This is a genomic window from Nocardia thraciensis, from assembly GCF_054782435.1.
Genome location: NZ_BAAGSM010000009.1, coordinates 145,478 through 164,782, shown reverse-complemented (window position 1 = coordinate 164,782; position 19,305 = coordinate 145,478). Strand labels below are relative to the sequence as shown.

General features: G+C 69.9%; 17 protein-coding genes. 8 read left to right on the top strand and 9 right to left on the bottom strand.

Translation table 11 applies throughout. From position 1 onward, the window contains the following. Nucleotides 1-57 precede the first annotated feature (57 nt). Entirely contained in the window at nucleotides 58-372 is a 315-nt protein-coding gene (locus ACYVLQ_RS03110) for a DMT family transporter (RefSeq protein WP_460695831.1), read from the top strand. A 517-nt stretch (nucleotides 373-889) separates the two neighbouring features. Here the strand turns inward: ACYVLQ_RS03110 and ACYVLQ_RS03105 are convergent. Beyond that, the gene (locus ACYVLQ_RS03105; RefSeq protein ID WP_460695830.1) at nucleotides 890-1,609 is read right to left on the bottom strand and encodes a haloacid dehalogenase type II; all 720 of its coding nucleotides are present in this window, start codon (nucleotides 1,607-1,609) and stop codon (nucleotides 890-892) included. A 325-nt stretch (nucleotides 1,610-1,934) separates the two neighbouring features. Between ACYVLQ_RS03105 and ACYVLQ_RS03100 the strand changes: the two genes are divergently transcribed. Genes ACYVLQ_RS03100 through ACYVLQ_RS03090 form a run of 3 tightly spaced genes read left to right on the top strand, consistent with a single transcriptional unit; the run spans nucleotide 1,935 to nucleotide 3,116 of the window. Then, the gene (locus ACYVLQ_RS03100) at nucleotides 1,935-2,210 is read left to right on the top strand and encodes a YggT family protein (protein WP_460695829.1); all 276 of its coding nucleotides are present in this window, start codon (nucleotides 1,935-1,937) and stop codon (nucleotides 2,208-2,210) included. A gap of 46 nt (nucleotides 2,211-2,256) precedes the next feature. Beyond that, entirely contained in the window at nucleotides 2,257-2,625 is a 369-nt protein-coding gene (locus ACYVLQ_RS03095; RefSeq protein ID WP_460695828.1) for a metalloregulator ArsR/SmtB family transcription factor, read from the top strand. Then, nucleotides 2,622-3,116, top strand: coding sequence for an SRPBCC family protein (locus tag ACYVLQ_RS03090; protein WP_460695827.1), 495 nt, complete (start codon nucleotides 2,622-2,624; stop codon nucleotides 3,114-3,116). The genes ACYVLQ_RS03095 and ACYVLQ_RS03090 overlap by 4 nt, the downstream gene beginning before the upstream one ends. A 46-nt stretch (nucleotides 3,117-3,162) precedes the next feature. Here the strand turns inward: ACYVLQ_RS03090 and ACYVLQ_RS03085 are convergent, their stop codons facing one another. Further along, nucleotides 3,163-3,915 carry a YebC/PmpR family DNA-binding transcriptional regulator gene (locus ACYVLQ_RS03085; protein WP_460695826.1) on the bottom strand — a complete coding sequence of 251 codons (753 nt, stop codon included), beginning with the start codon at nucleotides 3,913-3,915 and terminating at the stop codon, nucleotides 3,163-3,165. A gap of 115 nt (nucleotides 3,916-4,030) precedes the next feature. Further along, the gene (pdxT, locus tag ACYVLQ_RS03080) at nucleotides 4,031-4,639 is read right to left on the bottom strand and encodes a pyridoxal 5'-phosphate synthase glutaminase subunit PdxT (RefSeq protein WP_460695825.1); all 609 of its coding nucleotides are present in this window, start codon (nucleotides 4,637-4,639) and stop codon (nucleotides 4,031-4,033) included. 239 nt (nucleotides 4,640-4,878) lie between these two features. On the opposite strand from pdxT, the gene ACYVLQ_RS03075 reads away from it, so the two are divergent. Together ACYVLQ_RS03075 and ACYVLQ_RS03070 are read left to right on the top strand one after the other, a co-directional pair. Continuing rightward, entirely contained in the window at nucleotides 4,879-6,564 is a 1,686-nt protein-coding gene (locus ACYVLQ_RS03075; protein WP_460695873.1) for an APC family permease, read from the top strand. A gap of 120 nt (nucleotides 6,565-6,684) precedes the next feature. Beyond that, complete coding sequence (locus ACYVLQ_RS03070; protein ID WP_460695824.1) at nucleotides 6,685-7,656, top strand: Acg family FMN-binding oxidoreductase; 972 nt, start codon at nucleotides 6,685-6,687, stop codon at nucleotides 7,654-7,656. Between the two features lie 2 nt (nucleotides 7,657-7,658). Here ACYVLQ_RS03070 and ACYVLQ_RS03065 read toward each other — a convergent pair whose 3' ends face one another. The 4 genes from ACYVLQ_RS03065 to ACYVLQ_RS03050 form a co-directional block, all read right to left on the bottom strand. Further along, nucleotides 7,659-8,309 carry a response regulator gene (locus ACYVLQ_RS03065; RefSeq protein ID WP_460695823.1) on the bottom strand — a complete coding sequence of 217 codons (651 nt, stop codon included), beginning with the start codon at nucleotides 8,307-8,309 and terminating at the stop codon, nucleotides 7,659-7,661. Nucleotides 8,310-8,435: 126 nt separating this feature from the next. Further along, complete coding sequence (locus ACYVLQ_RS03060) at nucleotides 8,436-9,257, bottom strand: acyl-CoA thioesterase (RefSeq protein WP_460695822.1); 822 nt, start codon at nucleotides 9,255-9,257, stop codon at nucleotides 8,436-8,438. 536 nt (nucleotides 9,258-9,793) lie between these two features. Further along, nucleotides 9,794-10,732 (bottom strand): toprim domain-containing protein, encoded by a 939-nt coding sequence (locus ACYVLQ_RS03055; protein WP_460695821.1) that lies wholly within the window; start codon nucleotides 10,730-10,732, stop codon nucleotides 9,794-9,796. Nucleotides 10,733-10,909: 177 nt separating this feature from the next. After that, a complete protein-coding gene (locus ACYVLQ_RS03050) occupies nucleotides 10,910-11,893 on the bottom strand; it encodes a helix-turn-helix transcriptional regulator (RefSeq protein WP_460695820.1) in 984 nt (327 codons plus the stop codon). A gap of 153 nt (nucleotides 11,894-12,046) precedes the next feature. Here ACYVLQ_RS03050 and ACYVLQ_RS03045 point away from each other — a divergent pair, with 153 nt between their 5' ends. Continuing rightward, the gene (locus ACYVLQ_RS03045; RefSeq protein WP_460695819.1) at nucleotides 12,047-12,508 is read left to right on the top strand and encodes a VOC family protein; all 462 of its coding nucleotides are present in this window, start codon (nucleotides 12,047-12,049) and stop codon (nucleotides 12,506-12,508) included. Nucleotides 12,509-12,548: 40 nt separating this feature from the next. Here the strand turns inward: ACYVLQ_RS03045 and ACYVLQ_RS03040 are convergent, their stop codons facing one another. Together ACYVLQ_RS03040 and ACYVLQ_RS03035 are read right to left on the bottom strand one after the other, a co-directional pair. After that, the gene (locus tag ACYVLQ_RS03040; protein ID WP_460695818.1) at nucleotides 12,549-14,198 is read right to left on the bottom strand and encodes an ABC-F family ATP-binding cassette domain-containing protein; all 1,650 of its coding nucleotides are present in this window, start codon (nucleotides 14,196-14,198) and stop codon (nucleotides 12,549-12,551) included. A gap of 355 nt (nucleotides 14,199-14,553) precedes the next feature. Beyond that, nucleotides 14,554-15,534 (bottom strand): LysR family transcriptional regulator, encoded by a 981-nt coding sequence (locus tag ACYVLQ_RS03035; RefSeq protein WP_460695817.1) that lies wholly within the window; start codon nucleotides 15,532-15,534, stop codon nucleotides 14,554-14,556. Nucleotides 15,535-15,699: 165 nt separating this feature from the next. Here ACYVLQ_RS03035 and dnaE point away from each other — a divergent pair, with 165 nt between their 5' ends. Next, nucleotides 15,700-19,230, top strand: a complete 3,531-nt coding sequence (gene dnaE, locus ACYVLQ_RS03030; protein ID WP_460695816.1) for a DNA polymerase III subunit alpha — start codon at nucleotides 15,700-15,702, stop codon at nucleotides 19,228-19,230. Nucleotides 19,231-19,305: the final 75 nt, after the last annotated feature.

Sequence of the window (19,305 nt, the reverse complement as noted above, 5' to 3'; positions counted from 1 at the left end):
CTCGGCGACGTGCCCAAATCCCCGGAAGCGACCATGCGGTCGCCTACGGTGACTGCCATGACCTGGATTCTGCTCGTCGTGTCGGGATTCATGGAAACCGCGTGGGCGATCGCGTTGGAGCGGTCGCACGGATTCAGCAAACCGCTGCCGACGGTCCTCTTCGTGATCACCCTGGCGCTCAGCATGGGTGGACTGGGGCTGGCCCTGCACAAGATCCCGGTGGGCACCGGGTACGCGGTGTGGGTCGGCATCGGTGCGGTCGGCACCGCCCTGGTGGGGATGATCTGGCTCGGCGAATCCACTTCCCTGCCCCGCATCCTGTGCCTGCTGCTGATCATCGCGGGCGTGGTCGGACTGAAGATCTTCACCTGAACGTCATTCGGTGTCGGCGGAGACTTCGCCGATCCCGCTGAGCGGTATCAGTTCGAGGTGGTCCGAGACCGGCGCGGAGCGCGTGCATCCGGTGCGGGCCGCGATCACGCTCACCCCACCCCCGTGCGCGGCCAGCCACCTGCCGCACACGCAGCGTAGATAGCGCACCGAGCCGTGCGAGGACACATGCATCGGCGACGGCCAGGAACAGGACGGGCAAGCCACGGACATACCGGCCCACCCTGCGCACCGATCGACCCATTTGCAATCACCTCGGCGGCGTGGCGGGCAAACTCGTTATCACACTCCGCAATTCGTCCGCCAGTTCGTCCGCCGTTCCTGCGACTACACCAGCACACCGTTCTCGGCCACCAGCGCGGGAAACTGCTGCTCACGGTAGGGCCCCGGTGGCGACGGGGCGATATGCCAGTGCGGATGCGAACTACCCTGGCGGCTGCCCGCCTCGGCCTCCGTGGTGGGCGCCTTGGCCGCGCTGCGCGACTGATCTCGGGGCGGTTCAGCAGCCCAGGAGGTCGGCCAGTTCGAAGAAACTCGCGACTGTCAGGTCGCTGGTGGTGCTCTCGGGGCGGTCGGCCTTGCGGTGCGGGCCCTTCTCGTCCGGGCGTTCGAGGAAGGCGGTGCGCAGACCCGCGGCGCGGGCACCGTCGATATCCCAGATGTGCGCCGCCACCATCAGCACCCGGGCGGGGTCGACATCGAGCAGGCTCGCGGCGGTGCGGTACACCTCCGGGGCCGGTTTGTAGGTGCGTGCCAGTTCCGCGGAGACGAGGCAGTCGAAGGGCAGTCCCTCGTTCTTGATCAGGCGGGTGAGCAGCGCGAACCCGCCGTTGGACAGCGCGGCCAGGGTGTAGCGCTCCCGCAGGCGGCCCAGCCCCGCGAACGCGTCCGGCCAGGCGGGCAGCAGGTGCCAGGCGAGCACCAGCCGGGCGCGCGCGGCCTCGTCCAGGTCCACCCCGTGGCGGGCGAGCAGGGTGTCCAGCGATTCGCGATGCAGGGTGTCGAGGTAGACCCACGAGCGCTCGCCGTCCCGAACCCGTTGCATCGCGGGCAGATACATGTCCCGCCATGCGTTGGTGAAGGCGCCCGCGTCGAGATCGACCCCCGCCGAACGGAATTCGGTGGCCGCCTGTTCACTGACGCCGGTGAACCAGTCCACCGTCGTGCCGAAGATGTCGCAGGCCACCACGTGGACGCTGTCCGTGTCGAATTCGGTCATGGAGCATCTCCTTCGAATCGTCCCGGCGGGTCGGCGCGCGGACCCGAGGCAGCCGTGCGAACGGGACGCGCCCACCAACGATTCTGCGCCCCCACACCGGACGCCCACCACCCCACGCTCCTGGCGCGACGTCGACCACCACCGCCCGCGCCGGAGCCGCCATGGTGGCGCGGCCCTTCCACTACCGTCGGCCGCGATAACCCGCAGTCGGGAAGGGTCACTGTTCTGGTGTCCGTTTCGTCCGGGGCACTTTCGCACACCGTGGAGCGTTGATACGGGTAGGACGACGCGGCCCCGCCCCGGGGCCGGTTGGGAAGGTGACGACATGAGTCTCATCGGAACCTTGCTCGGCTGGGTCTTGACGATCTTTCTGCTCCTGCTCATCGCCCGACTGGTCGTGGACTGGGCGGAGATGCTGGGCAACAACCCCCGCTGGCTGTGGAAGGTACGCAGGTTCACCCACTCGGCGACCGAGCCCGTGATCGCACCGGCGCGGCGCGTGCTGAAACCGGTCCGGATCGGAAATGTCGGGCTCGACCTGGCCTTCACCGTCATTTTCATCGCCGTTCTGATCCTGCGCTCGATCGCCTTCGGCCTCTGATGCGACCGGCTCGACAAACGCGTAACTAGGTCGTTACACTTTCCGTGTGGACGATGTGGCGGGCGCGATCGCCGATCCGGTCCGGCGGGAGATCCTCGAGATGCTGCGCGGGGCGCCGCTCACCGCGGGTGCGATCGCCGCGGAGTTCAGCATCAGTCGGCCCGCCGTCAGCAGGCACCTGCGTGTGCTTCGCGCGAGCGGGCTGGTGCGCGACGAACTCGTGGGAAGGCAGCGCCTCTACCGCCTCGACACTGAGCCCCTGCGCGAAATCGCCTCGTGGCTGGCGCTGTTCGACCGCGCCGACACCTGGGAGCACCACCTCGACGCCCTGGCGACCGAGGTCCATCGGACGCGTCGCGAACGCCGCGGGCAGGCCGCCGAAGATCCGCACAGCACAAGGGAGAACACCGCATGACCACACCGCCCACCGGCCGCGTCACACGCACCGCCACCGGTCGCGACCTGACGCTCAGCAGAACCTTCCGGGCGCCGATCGACGATGTCTGGGCCAGCGTCACCGAATCCGACCGCACCGCACGCTGGTTCGGCCCCTGGGAGGGCGAGGGCGGGCCGGGCCGGAACATCAAGGTCCAGCTGGCCCTCGAGGAGGGCACGCCCTGGACCGAGGCGCATATCGACGCCTGTGAACCGCCGCGACACCTCGCGATCACGATGGTCGACGAGCACGGCACCTGGCGGCTGGAGCTGCACCTGTCCGAGCAGGGCGGTACGACGGAATTGCTCCTCACCCACCATCTGGAGCCGGGCGACGACATGTCCGGCGTCGGCCCCGGCTGGGAGTACTACCTCGACGCGCTGGTAGCCGCACGGACAGGCGGCGAACTACCGGACTTCGACGACTACTACCCGGCGATGAAGGGGTACTACGAGGAGTTGGCGCGGTAAGATCAAGGGCCGGCCCCTGTCGGAGGCGGCCTTTTCCTTGCGGAGACTAGGCGTCGAGTTCGGCGAGGATCTCGTCGGAGACGTCTACGTTGGTGTACACGTTCTGTACGTCGTCGCTGTCTTCCAGCGCGTCGACCAGCTTGAACACCTTGCGGGCGCCGTCGGCGTCCACCGCGACGGTGGTCGAGGGCTGGAAGCCGGAGTCGGCCGACTCGTAGTCGATCCCGGCAGACTGCAGCGCGGTCCGCACCGCCACCAGATCGCCCGGCTCGCTGATGATCTCGAACGACTCGCCGAGATCATTGACCTCCTCGGCGCCGGCGTCGAGCACCGCCATCAACACATCGTCCTCGGACAGGCCGTTCTTCTCGAGGATGACCACGCCCTTGCGGCTGAACAGGTAGGACACCGATCCCGGATCGGCCATGTTCCCGCCGTTGCGTGTCATCGCGACGCGCACCTCGCCCGCGGCCCGGTTGCGGTTGTCGGTGAGGCATTCGACCAGCACCGCAACGCCGTTGGGCCCGTAACCCTCGTACATGATGGTCTGCCAGTCGGCGCCACCGGCCTCTTCACCGCCGCCGCGCTTGCGGGCCCGCTCGATGTTGTCCAGCGGCACCGAGTTCTTCTTCGCCTTCGTGATGGCGTCGTACAGCGTCGGGTTGCCTTCCGGGTCACCACCGCCGGTCCGGGCCGCCACCTCGATGTTCTTGATCAGCTTCGCGAACAGTTTGCCGCGCTTGGCATCGAGGGCGGCTTTCTTGTGCTTGGTGGTGGCCCATTTGGAGTGGCCGCTCATTCCCTACTTCCTTCAGGTCGATGTGCTCGGGTCGAGGCAGTAAAACCGCATCAGTCTACTGCCCCGCCCTCCTGTCTCAACTGGACGGTTGCGGCGTCCGTGCGCCACGGACCGGTCATACGGTCGCGCGCTCGCGCACCGAGTCGACGAACATCCGGTGCACCCGCAGATCCCCGGTCACCTCCGGGTGGAACGAGGTCGCCACGACACCGCCCTGACGCACCGCGACGATCCGTCCTCGCGCCGGACCAGACGGTACCCGCGCCAGCACCTCGACGCCGTCGCCGACACGCTCGACCCACGGGGCGCGGATGAATACCGCGCGCATCGGGCCGTCGGCGATGCCCGCGAAATCCAGATCCGTCTCGAAGGAGTCGACCTGCCGCCCGAAAGCGTTGCGCCGCACGGTGATATCGATGCCCGACAGCGATTTGGCGTCGGGGCGGGTGTCGAGCACCTCGGCGGCCAGCAGGATCATTCCCGCGCACGAACCGAACGCGGGCATGCCGTCGCGCAGTCGTCGCCGCAGCGGTTCCAGCAGCCCGAACACCTCCAGCAGCTTGCTGATCGCGGTGGACTCGCCGCCGGGCAGCACCAGCGCGTCGACGGCGGCCAGTTCGGACTCCCGGCGCACGTTCACCGGATCGGCCCCACAGGCCTCGAGCGCGTGGAAATGCTCGCGCACATCGCCCTGCAGCGCCAGCACGCCAATCGTCGGTCTCACGCCCCGAGCATACGTTTCCGCGGCTACCGCCCTGCTCGCGGCCGCCGCGGGTGTGGGCCTGCTCACCCGCCCGTCAAGGTTCCGCAAGGAATCCATTCGTCTGTCCAGTACGGGGGAACACTCGCGCTGTGACCGAAGTACTTCCGAAACCCGAGCCCGCGCCCGCGGCCACCGGTCCCGCGGCCCGGCGGCGCGGGCTCACTGTCTCCACCGGCCTGGCCGGACTGTCCCTCGACGCGATGGCGTCGGTGTCCTACGGGCCCGAGGCGATCGTGCTCGTGCTGGCGGCCGCGGGCAGCGCCGGGCTCGGCATGACGCTGCCGGTGACGCTGGCGATCGTCGTGCTGCTGGCCGTCCTCATCGCCTCCTACCGGCAGGTGATCGCCACCTTCCCCGATGGCGGCGGCGCCTACGCGGTGGCCAGGAAGCACCTCGGGCACCGCACCGGCCTCGTCGCCGCGGCCTCGCTGATCGTGGACTACGTGCTCAACGTGGCGGTCTCGCTGGCCGCCGGGACCGCCGCGCTGACCTCGGCGTTCCCGCAGCTGCTGCCCTATACGGTGTGGATCTGCCTGGCCGTGCTGGCTGGTGTCACGGCATTGAACCTGGCCGGGATCCGGGAGAGCGCGCGCGCCTTCATGGCCCCGACCGTGGTGTTCGTGATCGGCATCCTGGTCGTCATCGTGGCCGGACTGCTGCGGTCGGAGCCCGCGCTGACCGAGACCGGGGCGGCCGTCGCCACCGACAGCCGCACCATCGGAGTCCTGTTGCTGCTCAAGGCATTCTCCAGCGGGTGCGCGGCGCTGACCGGCGTGGAGGCGATCGCGAACGCGGTGCCCAGCTTCGAGCAGCCGCGGGTGCGCCGGGCGCAGCGCGCCGAGGTGGCGCTGGGCGCGCTGCTGGGCGTGATGCTCCTCGGCCTGGCGACGCTGATCGGCAAGTTCTCCATTCATCCGATCGAGGGCAGCACGGTGCTGTCGCAGCTGACCGAGGCGGCGCTCGGTCACGGAATCGGTTACTACATCGTGCAATTCGCCACCGTCGCGCTGCTGGCGCTGGCCGCCAACACCTCCTACGGCGGCCTGCCGACGCTGACCAAGATCCTCGCCGACGACAACTGCCTGCCGCACCGGTTCGCCGTCGCCACCCCGCGGCTGGTCTACCGCTACGGCGTACTGACACTGGGCATTTCGGCGGCAGTGCTGCTGATCGCCTCGGGCGGCAATATGAACGCGCTGGTGCCGCTGTTCGCGATCGGCGTCTTCGTCGGGTTCACCATCGCCCAGGTCGGCATGGTGGTGCACTGGCGCCGCACCGGTGACGGCGGTTGGCGGTTGGCGCTCAACGGATTCGGCGCGCTGTTGACCTTCGTCGCGGCGATCGTGACCACCGCGATGAAGTTCACCGAGGGCGCCTGGCTGATCGTGCTGGTGCTTCCGCTGCTGGTCCTGGGCATGGAGCGGATTCGCCGCACCTACCGCAAGATCGACCACCAGCGCGGGACCGGCTGCGTGCCCGCCCGGCCGCAGCCGACCGGGACCGTCATCGTCGTCCCGGTCTCGGAGGTGTCGGAGCTGAGCCGCGAGGCGCTGTCGGCGGCCCTGTCGCTGGGGCACGATGTGGTCGCGGTGCACGTCTGCCTGCCCGAGGAGAACACCACCGCATTCACCAAGGCGTGGGAGGCGTGGCATCCGGAGGTGCCGCTGGAGATCATCGACGTCGGTGACTGCGAGGTCGGCGGCCCGGTGGCCCGCTACGTGCGCGACAACTTCGACGGCCGCCGCAGGGTGGTGCTGATCGCCGAGGTGGACCCGCCGACCGGCTGGGATCGGCTGCTGCCCAGCCATCGCAGCGACGAACTCGAGCGCCAGCTGCGGCGCCTGCCCGATACGGTGGTGTGCCACCTGCGCGTTCAGACGGCCTGACGCGACCGAGGCCGGGCCCACCGGCCCCGGATTTCGGGACCTTCCTCCCACTGCCGTCCGGCGCGTATCCGGGCAATCTTGCGGAGGCAGTTGGTTCGACATGGAAGGACACGCCGACGCATGGCCCGTACCCGGCCGGATGCCGACACCATCGAGGTGGCCCTGAGCATGGCCGTCCGCGCCCCCTCGGTACACAACACCCAGCCGTGGCGGTGGCGGGTCACCGGCGACCATATCGAGCTGTGGGCCGATCCGGACCGGCATCTGCCCTGCACCGATCCGCAGCAGCGCGCGCTGGTGGTGAGCTGCGGCGCGGCGCTGCATCACCTGCGCGTGGCGCTGGCCGGGCTGGGCTGGGCGCCGACGGTGACCCGGCTGCCCGATCCGGAGCGTCCCGACCTGCTGGCGGTGGTCGAGACGACTCCGCACCCGCCGACGGACACCGATATCGAGATGACCGCCGCGATCCTGCTGCGGCAGAGCGACCGCCGCCGGTATGCCGACTGGCAGGTTCCGGCGGGCTATCTCCGGACGGTGTCCGCCACTGCCAATCGGTTCGGCGCGGCGGTCCGGCACGTACCCCGCGGCCTGCGGACGCTGCTGGCCGGGCCCATGCGCTGCGCCACCGACCGTCATGCCGACGACCCGGACTATCTGCGCGAACTCACGGCGTGGAGCGGGCGGCACGGCACACCGGACGGGGTACCGGCCCGCAACACGCCGCCGCGGCGGCTGTCGGACGAGATCCCGAGCCGACCGTTCGCCGACCCGATTCTGCGCGACGCGGACGCCACATCGGACGGGGCGGAATGGCTGGTGGTGTGCACGGCCGCCGACGGACGGCGCTTCCAACTCTCCGCGGGCGAGGCGACCAGCGCGCTGCTGCTCACCGCGACCGATCTCGGGCTGTCCACCTGCGTTCAGACCGAACCGCTCGGAATGCAGGATCTGCGGCACGAGATCCGGCGGACGGTGCTGCACGATTGCGCGTTCGCGCAGACGATGGTGCGGATCGGCTGGGTCCCGGCCAATACACCCCCGCTGCCCGCCACCCCACGCCGGGCGATAGACGAGATCCTGGAGGTGAACTGAACTCACCCGTTGCGGGTGTGCGCCAATCCCATCCGGACGGCGAGCACGGCCGCCTCGGTGCGACCCCGCACGTCGAGCTTGCGCAGCACCCGCGACACATAATTCTTCACCGTCTTCTCGGACAGGTACATGCGCTGCGCGATCTGGCGGTTGGTCATGCCGCGGCCCAGTAGTCCCAGGACGGTCCGCTCGCGGTCGGTGAGTTCGGCGAGCGGGCCGCCGTGCCATTCGGCCTGCGCGCGCAGCGCGGCCATCACCGCGGTGGTCGCGCGGGAGTCCAGCAGCGAGTGTCCCACCGCGACCTGCCGGATCGCCTCGAGCAGTTCCGGGCCGCGCACGTCCTTGACCAGGTAGCCGGAGGCCCCGGCGAGGACCGCGCCGATCATCGACGGTTCGTCCGCGAACGCGGTCAGCATCAGGCAGCGCACGCCGGGTACGGACGCCAGCAGGTCCCGGCAGAGTTCGTCCCCGCTACCGTCCGGCAAACGGACATCGAGGAGGACGACGTCCGGCCGGGCCGCGGGCACGCGGGCGCGGGCCTCGGCGCAGGTCGCGGCCTCGCCGATCAGCGTGAGATCCGCCGCCTCGTCGAGGAGATCGCGCAGTCCGCGCCGGACGATTTCGTGATCGTCGACGATGAACACGTCGACCATCGCAGCCTCCTCCCGTCGAGGGTCCACCGGTCCCTGCCCGGATCCGCGGCAAACGGACAGCAGGGACCGGCCTGGCGGCTATCGATCGGCTACCCGCCCCACCGGCACTCAAACCGAGGCCCGGCGTCAGGCCTCGCGCCACGTGCGGATGAGCCCCTCCTGGACCACGGCCGCCACCAGCTGCCCCTCCTGGTTGAAGATCCGCCCGCCGGTCAGCGCCCGGCCGAAACCCGCCGAGGGCGAGGCCTGGTCATAGAGCAGCCAGTCGTCGGCGCGGAACGGGCGCAGGAACCACATGGCATGGTCGAGCGAGGCATTCTGCGTCGGCTCGTCGGGATGGATGACCTTCGACGAACCGAGCAGCGTCATATCGCTCATGTAGGCGAGCGTGCAGACGTGGAACAGCGGGTCGTCCGGCAGCGGGTGGCGGTAGCGGAACCACACCTGCTGCTGGGCGGCCAAGCCGCTCTTGCGGGCCACCTGCTCCTGCGGGATGGTACGGATATCCCAGTGCTCCCATTCCCGCATGGCCCACAGGCGCTCGGGGCTCATGGAGGTGCGGGCGTCCGGAAGTTCGTGCGGCGGCGGCACTTTCGGCATCTCGTCCTGATGCACCGGGCCCGCGTCGCCGACGTGGAAAGAGGCCGACATCGTGAATATCGCCTCGCCGTTCTGCACTCCGGTCACCCGGCGGGTGCAGAACGACCGACCGTCGCGGATGCGCTCGACCAGGTACACCGTGCGCTCCTGCGGGTTGCCCGGACGCAGGAAATAGCCGTGCAGGGAATGCACCTGGTAGTTCGGTTCCACCGTGCGCACCGCCGACACCAGCGCCTGTCCGGCAACCTGCCCGCCGAACGTGCGCGGCAGCTGGGTCTTCGTGGACGCGCCACGGAAGATGTCCCGCTCGAGCCGCTCGATCTCGAGGGCCTCTTCGATCGTCGCCATCAGCCGTCCTTCCGGAATCGCACCAGCTCAGGTTAGACAATGGCGAACGGCGGGCGGCCCCCGGCTCACCGGGGCGGCGATCTCGGCTCAGCGAACGGTGCTAGTGGCGAGGATGAATCGAAGCCCTCCTGACCCACCGCACCGAACACCCCTCCACTCCCGACATCCAGATCACCTGGGACCACCCGCCCCGCCCCGCCATCCACACCCGCCCAACCCCGTAATTCCGCACCCCGCTCCCCGCCGTCCACCCACTCCCCGATCACCGCCACCACCAATTCCCGATTCGCGCCACCACCTTTCCCGACCTACGCCGCCACCATTACCGGCATGCGCCACCACCTTTCCCGACCTGCGGCACCACCAATCCCCGGCATACGTTCACCACCAATCTCCGACATACGCCCACCACCAATTCCCGGCATGCGCCGCCACCACCCACGCCCGACACGCGCCGCCACCATTCCCGGCATGCACTTGGACGGGATCAAGTTCTCGCACAGGTAGATTCCAGTCGAGAGCGCGCCGGAATAGGGCTAGGTCAGCTGGTGGCCGCGGGTCGCGTAGGCGTCGAGGATCGGGACCGGGTCGAGGTCTTCGAGGTGGTGTCCGGCGTCGAGGTGGTCGGTGAGGTCGTTGCCGTCGCGGGGTTGGACGATGCGGAGTTCGTGGACGAAGCCGAGCAGGGTATCGGCGGCCTTGGCGGCGCGGCGGTAGCCCGGGGCGTCGCGATCGGTGACGATCCAGACGCGGTGTGCGCCGCGCAGCCAGGCGGCGTGGGCCGGGGTCCACGCGTGCGCCCCACCGGCATTGGTCGTGGCGACGACTCCGGTGCGCAGCGCGCTCTGGACATCCCGCTCACCCTCGCAGAGGTAGATGTCCGCACTCGCCGCCAAGGCGACGGCGACCTCCGGAAGCCGGTACGGGATCCGCGCGAATCCACCGGGCCGCCAACCGTTCTCGGTCATGCGCTCCTGCCAGAAATATTTGACGCGGCCGTGTTCGTGCGGTGCGTGCACTCGGTGCACACGACCCTCGGGACGATGGTCGGGCCACCGATAGAGATAGCGCGCCACCTCCCGGGACGGTCCGACCGCGGGACCGAGGCCGGGCTTGTGGACCGCCAGCGGCAGACCCGCGGCCAGCAGCGCCCGGTCCACCGGGGACAGTTCCGGCCGCCGCGCCCGCGGGATGTGCCCGGCACCCGCGACGTGGTGTGGCGGCCGGTCGAACAGGTCTCGCACCCGCAGCCCGAGGCGGTCGAGTACGTCCTCATCCGAGCATCCGGCGAAACAGCGCAGGACGGTGCGGCGCGCGGCCCGGTTGTAGATCACGCCGAGGGACGGATTGTGGTGGCGCCCATCGCCTTCGTGCACCGGACACAGATATCGGTACCACGCGCCCGACTTCCGACCGGGCCCGCTCACCCGGTCGAGCGCGGCGGTGATGACGTCGAAGGAGAGTGTGGTGTTCATGATGCGCTCCTGTGAACCCATCATCCCCGTTCGCTCCCGTGAAACGGCGGATCGCAACCATTCCGATAGCGCGAGATCCGGCCCCGGCGTGCACAATTCGTGCCGATCGATGCCGCGGCGGTCTACTCCGCGACAGGAGCGGGTCGCCGACGATCGGCGCCTGCCGCTACCAACCCCTCATGAACTGTCCGCGTTCGGCGTGGCCGCACCGGCCGACCGCAGCCGTTCCGCCAACTCGCGGCTGCGCGTTCGGAGTTCCGGAGGGTCGAGCACCTCGAAGTCGTGCCCCAGCACAGCCATGTGGATCAGGACGGCATCGAGATTGTCCGCGCCGCTGCGCACCTCGCAGCGCCCGTCCGCGCGCGGACAGACGACGGCGGCCGATGCCGGGATCTGCGCGCGCACCGTCTCCCCGGGCGCGTGCACCAGAAATCGAGCCTGCCGCGCGTACACCCGGCTGGCCACGCCCTCCTGCACGTAGGTCGCCGCATCGGGCACCGGGCGCGGCCGGAAATGCCAGGTCCGGGCCTCCACCGCGGTCATCCGGTCGACGCGGAAGCTGCGCCAGTCGTCGCGATCGAGATCGAAGGCGAGCAGGTACCAGCGCCGATCGGAGGCGACCAGGCGATAGGGCTCGACCCGCCGCGGCCGCACCGCGCCGCCGGAGGGGTAGTCGAATCCGGCCTCGGCCCGGTCGCGGCAGGCCCGCGCCAGCGTCATGAGCGGCTCGGGGTCGACCGGTGTGCGCCCGCCGCCGAAGGACTCCACCGCCCCGGAGAGCGCGCGCACCTCGTGCCGCAGCCGCGCGGGCAGCACCCGGTCGAGTTTCGTCAGCGCGCGGAGGGCGGCGTCGCCCGCGCCCGCGACGGCGCCGCCCGCGCCCGCGAGCAACGAGACCGCGGTCGCGATCGCCTCCTCGTCGTCGAGCAGCAGCGGCGGCAGGTCCTGTCCGGCCCTCAGCCGGTACCCGCCGCCCACGCCCTGGCTGGCGTGCACCGGATAGCCCAGCGTCCGCAATCGCTCGACATCGCGCCGCACCGTGCGCGGCGTGACGCCGAGCCGCTCGGCGAGTTCGGGACCGGTCCAGACCCGGCGCTGCAGCAGCCCGAGCAGCGTGAGCACGCGCTCCGTCGTGCCTCGTTCGTCGCCCGCCGCGTCCACGCCACCCACCTTGCCAGAAATAGCGGACCGATTCTGTCCGCCTGCCGTGCCAGGGTGAGCCGGTGCGGCAATTCGCTACAGCCGCGGGCGCGGAGCAGACTTGGTGCCACGCGTCCACGACCCCACCGCCCCAGCTACGAACGGAGCCGACAGATGAGCCGTGATATCCAGATCACCTTCGACGCCCATGACCCGGCAGCACTGTCGACTTTCTGGCGGCATGCCCTCGGCTATGTCCACCCCGCGCCGCCCGGAGTCGACCTGCCCGAGGGCGCCGACCCGCTGGCCGCGTGGGACGAATTCCTCGCGCGGCTCGGCGTACCCGAGGACCAGCGCAATACCAGATCCGCCATCGAGGATCCGGACGGTCAGCGCCCCCGGCTGTTCTTCCAGCGGGTGCCGGAGGACAAGATCGCCAAGAACCGCGTACACCTCGATGTCCGCGCGGCCCCCGGGTTGAGGGGTGACGAGCGGATGGCGGCCCTGGAAGCCGAGTGCGACCGCCTCGTCGCCCTGGGCGCCGAACGACTCCACCGCCACGAACCCGAGCCCCCGCTCGGCTTCGGCCACATCGTCATGGCCGACCCCGAGGGGAACGAATTCTGCCTCGACTGACGTCCCGCGCCCCGTGCGCGAATTGAGTCGAGCCGCCGGATCAGTGCCTTGCGAACGTCGGTTTCGCCGCGTGCAGGTCCAGGTGCGCCCAGTCCCGCACGTCGCGTTGCAGTTGCCGGTCGTGGGTGGCGACGACGACGGCCGCGGCGGTCGCGCGCAGCGCGTCGGTGAGTTCGTCGACCAGCGCGATGGACAGGTGGTTGGTGGGCTCGTCCAGCAGCAGGGCGTGCGGGCGAGTCGCCAAGGCGCAGGCCAGATCCAGGCGGCGCTGCTGCCCCATCGACAGGTCGCCGACCGGCTTGTTCGCCTCGCGGGAGGACAGCAGGCCGAGCGAGGCGAGTCCGATCACCTCGCCCTCCGCGAGCAGTCCCGCCGTCACCGCCCGCGCCAGGTACGCGTCGTAGATCTCGCGCGCGCGACGATGCGTGGAACGCCGAGATTCCTGCTCCAGCAGCTGGATTCGCGCCTTACGCGCTCGGTGCACCCGGCCGGTCGTCGGCTCCAGCGCGCCGGACAGCACGTTCAGCAGCGTGGACTTGCCGGTACCGTTGGCGCCCGTGATCACCAGGCGGTCACCGGAATCCAGCGACAGCTCGACCGGTCGCGGCAGTCGCCCCGCCACCGTCACCTCCTCGGCCCGCACCAGGGTGACGCCGGGCCGCGCCGGGAGTTCGGGCATGGCGAACCGCCGCGGCGGCGTCGGCGCGGTGATGCGGTGGCGTTCCAGGTCGTCCTGGCGGCGGTGCACGGCCCGCGCCAACGACCCCGCGCGCGTGGCACGTTGGTGCTTACCGGTGCCTTTATCCGGCCGCCAGCCGGTGACCAGGCGGTTCTGCGCCGCCGACAGGTCGTTCGCGAGGCGCCCACGTTCGGTCTGCTGCTGTTTGTACTCCTCCTCCCACCGTTCGCGTTCGGCGCGGCGGCCTTCCCGATACCCGGCGTAACCGTCGCCGTAGCTGCGCGGCAGGCCGTCGCGGGTCGGATCCAGGTCGAGGATCGTCTCCGCCACATCGGTCAGCAGCGCCCGGTCGTGACTCACCACCACCACGCCGCCGGGGAAGGCGCGCAGCCGCGCGGTCAGGAACTCCAGTGCGGCACGGTCGAGATGGTTCGTCGGCTCGTCCAGCAGCAGGAAATCGTCCCCGGCCGCCAACAGCACGGCCAGGCGCACGCGATACCGCTGCCCCACCGACAGCGTGGCGAGTGGCCGATCCCGGTCCGATACCGCCCCGAGCCCTTCCAGCGCCACATCGACGCGGCGGTCGGCGTCCCAGGCGTCCAGTAGCTGCACGAGATCCAGTGCGTCGCTGTATTCCCGGTCGGCGCCGGGGCGTTCGTCGGTGAGTGCCGCGGTCGCGGCGTCGAGCCGCTCCATCGCCTCGCGGGCGGCGGTCAGGTGCTCGTCGACGACGTCGCCGACGGTCCGCTCGTCGTGGTCGGGCATCTCCTGGGTCGCCAGCGCCAGCGTGCCGACCCGCCGCACACTGCCCGCGTCGGGCGTGAGCAGGCCCGCGAGCACGTGCAGCAGCGTGGACTTGCCGCGGCCGTTCTCGCCGACGATCCCCCACCGCGAACCGGGCGGTACGGTCATCTCCACGCCGTCGAGCACGGTGTGCTCGCCGCGCTGTACGCGAACGGCCGAACAGGTCAGTTGCGCCCGCCCGCGGGCAGGCTGAGTCCAGTTGGTCATAAAACTTCCTCCGGGCACACGGCATCCGCGATGCGGGAAGGGAATGTGCCTTGGTCGATGAGTGCGCGCGAGGGCGCGACGGGACATCGAATGCGGGGCCGTCAGCGATCCGTCGACGCGGATGCGGGCCCGGAACTCTCAGAGGAAGTACAAGTGCACGATCACGAGAGTAGCAACCTCCGCCGATCCGGCGCGAAGGGTTTTCCGGGTGGGCGACGACGCAGAGAACTGGCTGCGGCCGGTCGTCGTAAACGACGAAGCGGCCATCCTGCGGGCCTACACGACGGCCCTGCGACAGCAGCTTCGGTGAGCTCCCGCCCACTTTCCTTGCCGGGCAAGGTGGTTCGGCCTGGAATCAGCAGAACAGCGCGCGATCGGGTCGCGGGATCCAGCAATCCGCCGCGAGATCGCCGTTGTAGTTGTCGCGGAAGTAGTCGATCAGGTGCGGCAGTCCCGGATGGGTGTTGGCGGTGGACCACAGCAGCGCGTGCGGGTACGCGGGGGTCGGGTCGACGAGCGGCAGCCGCCGGATGCGCGGATGCCACGGGTTGCGGAAATTGTCACCACTGATGGTGGCCAGGGTGTCGGAGGCGGCGATGAGGTCGAGCATGGCCGCCATGCCGTCGCCGCCCGCCCCCTGCCGTCCCGGGCTCGGACTCCGGTGCGCCTGGGGCGTGGTATCGATGGTGACGCCGCAGAATTCGCTCAGTTCGCGGTAGAAGTCGGCCCATTCCGACGGGATCGCCGCGCCCGGAATCCACACGGTCGTGCCCGCGAGTTCGCCGAGCGGCACCGACGATCGCTTGGCCAGTGGGTGATCCTTCCCGACGAGCAGATGCGCGGCGTCCACATAGGCGGGGGCGGCGGCGATGTCGGGCGGGAGCGGCCGCGGCCCGCCGTGCGGCCGGGCGAACGCCGCGTCGGCGCGGCCGCCGACCAGCATGTCGCGCGAGGTCACCGCCACATTCGAGATGACGATCTCGGTATCGGATTCGGGGTTGTGGTCCAGGTAGAACCGCATCTGCTCGAACGCGCCCTGCCGCTCGCCCTGGACGGCCACCCGCAGCGGACGCGGCTGCTCCCGCACCGCCGCCACCGCGGCCTCCGCCACGGCCAGCAGCGACCGCGCGTGCGGCAGCAGGCGGAGACCGGCGGCGGTCGGCGAGATCCCGGCGGGTACGCGGTCGAACAGCGCCGTGCCGAGCCGGGACTCCAGCTTGGCGATCCGCTTGGACACCGCCTGCTGGCTGACGCCCAGCACGGCCGCGGCATGGCTGAACTGCCCCTCGTCGAACGCGGCGACGAACGCGCGGACGGACGCCGGATCGAGATCCATCGGACCACCTCTTTACACAACTGCAGGTTGTTCACACTAGCGTGTCTTTTGTTCGACTCACTCCGCTGTCACCTGGTCATATCACTGCGAAACGACATGGTCGACACCGCCTTTCGCACAACCGGGAGGCGGCCGCGGCCCCGATCCACGGCACAGGGTGATTCGATGAGCGACGCGTCCTTCGTCCATCTGCACAACCACACCGAGTTCTCGATGCTCGACGGCATGGCGAAGATGGCGCCGCTGTTCGCCGAGGCCGAACGCCTGGGCATGCCCGCTGTCGGGATGTCCGACCACGGCAACATGTACGGCGCGGCGGAGTTCTTCCGGCAGTCGCGGCGGGCCGGGATCAAGCCGATCATCGGGATCGAGGCCTATGTCGCGCCGGAGTCCCGGTTCTCCACCCGGCGGGTGCGGTGGGGAGATCCGTCACAGAAGTCCGACGACGTCGCGGGTTCCGGCGCCTACCTGCACATGACCATGTTCGCGAGAAACGCCGCCGGGCTGCGGAACCTGTTCCGGCTGTCGTCGCTGGCGTCGTTCGAGGGACAGCTCGGCAAGTGGCCGCGCATGGACGCCGAGCTGATCGCCGAACACGCCGAGGGCGTCATCGCCACCACCGGATGCCCGTCCGGGGAGGTCCAAACCCGTTTGCGGCTGGGGCAATTCGACGCGGCGTACGAGGCGGCGGGACGGTGGCGCGACATCTTCGGCGCGGAGAACTTCTACCTCGAGGTCATGGACCACGGGCTGTCCATCGAGCGGCACGTCCGGGAGGACCTGCTGGCCGTCGCCGACAAGGTCGGCCTGACGCCGCTGGCCACCAACGACTGCCACTACGTCGTGCGGGCGCAGGCGGCGGCGCACGAGGCCATGCTGTGCGTGCAGACCGGCAAGACCCTGTCGGACCCGGCCCGGTTCCGCTTCGACGGCGACGGCTACTACCTGAAGTCGGCCGCCGAGATGCGCGCGTTGTGGGACGGCGAGGTCCCCGGCGCCTGCGACGCCACCCTCGCCGTCGCCGAGCGCGTCGAACCGTACGACGAGGTGTGGGAGTTCCGCGACCGCATGCCGGTGTTCCCGGTCCCGGGCGACCACACCGAGGACAGCTGGTTGCGGCGCGAGGTGGACGCGGGCCTGCGCTGGCGCTTCCCGTCCGGCGTTCCCGACGACTATCTGCGTCGGGCGCGGTTCGAGCTGGGTATCATCCGGGACAAGGGATTTCCCGCCTACTTCCTGGTCGTCGGCGACCTGGTGGCGCACGCCCGCGAGGTCGGCATCCGGGTCGGGCCGGGCCGCGGATCGGCGGCCGGCTCCCTGGTCGCCTACGCGCTGGCGATCACCAATATCGACCCGATCGAGCACGGCCTGCTGTTCGAGCGGTTCCTCAACCCCGAGCGGCCGTCGGCGCCCGATATCGATATCGATTTCGACGACCGACGCCGCGGCGAGATGATCCGCTACGCCACCGAGCGCTGGGGTGCGGACAAGGTCGCGCAGGTCATCACGTTCGGCACCATCAAGACCAAGGCCGCGCTCAAGGACGCGGCCCGAGTGCATTTCGGCCAGCCCGGATTCGCGATCGCCGACCGCATCACCAAGGCGCTGCCACCCGCCGTGGCCGCCAAGGACATCCCCGTCGCGGGCATCACCGATCCCGCCCACGAGCGCTACGGCGAGGCCGCCGAGGTGCGCGCGCTGCTGGAGTCGGACCCCGATGTGCGCCGAATCTACGACACCGCAGTGGGTTTGGAGGGCATGGTGCGCGGCGCCGGCGTGCACGCCTGCGCCGTGATCCTGTCCAGCGAACCGCTCCTGGACGTGGTTCCGCTGTGGCGGCGACCGCAGGACGGTGCGGTCATCACCGGCTGGGACTATCCCTCGTGCGAGGCCATCGGCCTGCTCAAGATGGACTTCCTGGGGCTGCGCACGCTCACGGTGATCGGCGACTGCCTGGCCAACATTCGCGCCAACCGCGGACTCGACATCGACCTGGACACTCTCGCACTCGACGACGAGAAGACCTACGCCATGCTCGCGCGCGGGGACAATCTCGGTGTGTTCCAAATGGATTCGGCCGGAATGCGGGAGTTGCTGCTGCGCATGGCGCCCACCGAGTTCAACGACCTGATCGCCTCCAACGCGCTCTATCGGCCCGGGCCGATGGGTGTCGGCGCGCACTGGTCCTACGCCGACCGCAAGAACGGCCGGGAGTCGGTCACCCCGATCCATCCCGAACTCGACGACGCGCTGCGCGACATCCTGTCCGAGACCTACGCCCTGATCGTCTATCAAGAGCAGATCATGCAGATCGCGCAGCAGGTGGCCGGATACTCGCTGGGGCAGGCGGATCTGCTGCGCCGCGCGATGGGCAAGAAGAAGCCGGAGGTGCTGGCGCGGGAGTTCGAGAACTTCCGGAAGGGCATGCGCGACAAGGGATACGGCGAGGCGGCGATCACCGCGCTGTGGGAGGCGGTGCTGCCGTTCGCCGGATACGCCTACAACAAATCGCACGCCGCCGGGTACAGCCTGGTCATGTACTGGACCGCGTATCTCAAGGCCAACCATCCCGCCGAATTCATGGCGGCGCTGCTCACCTCGGTCGGCGACGACAAGGACAAGTCGGCGATCTACCTGGCGGACTGCCGCAAACGCGGTATCCGGGTGCTGCCGCCGGACGTCAACGACTCCGCGGCCACCTTCACCTGTGTCGGATCCGATATCCGTTTCGGGCTGGGCGCCGTGCGCAATGTGGGCGAACCGGTCGTCGAATCCATTGTGCGGGCGCGCGAATCGGCCCGGTTCGCGAGCTTCTCCGATTATCTGGCCAGGGTCGACGCCACCGCCTGCGGCAAGAAAGTGGTCGAATCCCTGGTCAAGGCGGGTGGATTCGACTCGCTACGGCATCCGCGCAAGGGGTTGCACCTGGTGCACAGCGAGGCCGTGGACGCGGCGATGAGTACCAAGAAGGCCGCGGCGCGTGGGCAGTTCGACCTGTTCTCCGGCGCCGCGGACGAATATCGCGAGGCCGCGGCGGTTTTCGAGGTTCCGGTGCCGGACCAGGAATGGGATGTGCGGCAGCTGCTCGGATTCGAGCGGGAAATGCTGGGGCTGTATGTATCCGGGCATCCCCTCGACGACGTGGCTCCCGCGCTGGCCGCCCGGTGCGACACCTCGATCGCCACGCTCGCCGCGGGCGGGCTCGGGCACGGCCGCAAGGTGGTCGTGGGCGGACTCGTCGTCTCGGTCGACCGCCGGATCACGAAGAGGGGGGAGCCCTGGGCCATCGTGCGGCTCGAGGACCTGGAGGCGGCTGCGGAGGTGCTGTTCTTCCCCGCCGCCTACGCCGCCGCGGCCGCCGCGCTCGCCGAGGACGCGGTGGTGCTGGTCACCGCGCACGTCAGCGTCCGCGAGGGCCGCACGTCCCTGCTGGGCGACCAGGTCACCGTGCCGGACCTCGCGGGATCGCGGGGACCGATCACGGTCACCGTCCCGGTACCGGCGTGTACGCCCGGCACTGTCCGCACCCTGCGCGAAACCCTGCAGCAGCACCCGGGGCCCACCGAGGTGCGAATCCGCTTGGTGGGCAAGTACGGCCCTCAACTCCTGGCCATCGACCCCCGCTTCCGCGTCCAGCCCTCCCCCGCCCTCATGGGCGAACTCAAAGCATTGTTCGGCCCAACCTGCCTGCGATGAGTACCGGCCGCCGCCCACACTCCATCATTTCCGGCAGGCTGTCGGTCGGAATCCACCTGCATGCAAGGGACCCCA

Bases quoted from the DNA above. Each gene is read 5' to 3' on its own strand.
- ACYVLQ_RS03070 (WP_460695824.1), top strand. From the start codon at position 6,685: ATGGCCCGTACCCGGCCGGATGCCGACACCATCGAGGTGGCCCTGAGC.
- ACYVLQ_RS03055 (WP_460695821.1), bottom strand. From the start codon at position 10,732: ATGAACACCACACTCTCCTTCGACGTCATCACCGCCGCGCTCGACCGG.
- ACYVLQ_RS03040 (WP_460695818.1), bottom strand. From the start codon at position 14,198: ATGACCAACTGGACTCAGCCTGCCCGCGGGCGGGCGCAACTGACCTGT.
- ACYVLQ_RS03090 (WP_460695827.1), top strand. From the start codon at position 2,622: ATGACCACACCGCCCACCGGCCGCGTCACACGCACCGCCACCGGTCGC.
- ACYVLQ_RS03065 (WP_460695823.1), bottom strand. From the start codon at position 8,309: ATGGTCGACGTGTTCATCGTCGACGATCACGAAATCGTCCGGCGCGGA.
- dnaE (WP_460695816.1), top strand. From the start codon at position 15,700: ATGAGCGACGCGTCCTTCGTCCATCTGCACAACCACACCGAGTTCTCG.
- ACYVLQ_RS03110 (WP_460695831.1), top strand. From the start codon at position 58: ATGACCTGGATTCTGCTCGTCGTGTCGGGATTCATGGAAACCGCGTGG.
- ACYVLQ_RS03085 (WP_460695826.1), bottom strand. From the start codon at position 3,915: ATGAGCGGCCACTCCAAATGGGCCACCACCAAGCACAAGAAAGCCGCC.
- ACYVLQ_RS03100 (WP_460695829.1), top strand. From the start codon at position 1,935: ATGAGTCTCATCGGAACCTTGCTCGGCTGGGTCTTGACGATCTTTCTG.
- ACYVLQ_RS03045 (WP_460695819.1), top strand. From the start codon at position 12,047: ATGAGCCGTGATATCCAGATCACCTTCGACGCCCATGACCCGGCAGCA.
- ACYVLQ_RS03105 (WP_460695830.1), bottom strand. From the start codon at position 1,609: ATGACCGAATTCGACACGGACAGCGTCCACGTGGTGGCCTGCGACATC.
- ACYVLQ_RS03035 (WP_460695817.1), bottom strand. From the start codon at position 15,534: ATGGATCTCGATCCGGCGTCCGTCCGCGCGTTCGTCGCCGCGTTCGAC.
- ACYVLQ_RS03060 (WP_460695822.1), bottom strand. From the start codon at position 9,257: ATGGCGACGATCGAAGAGGCCCTCGAGATCGAGCGGCTCGAGCGGGAC.
- ACYVLQ_RS03075 (WP_460695873.1), top strand. From the start codon at position 4,879: ATGGCGTCGGTGTCCTACGGGCCCGAGGCGATCGTGCTCGTGCTGGCG.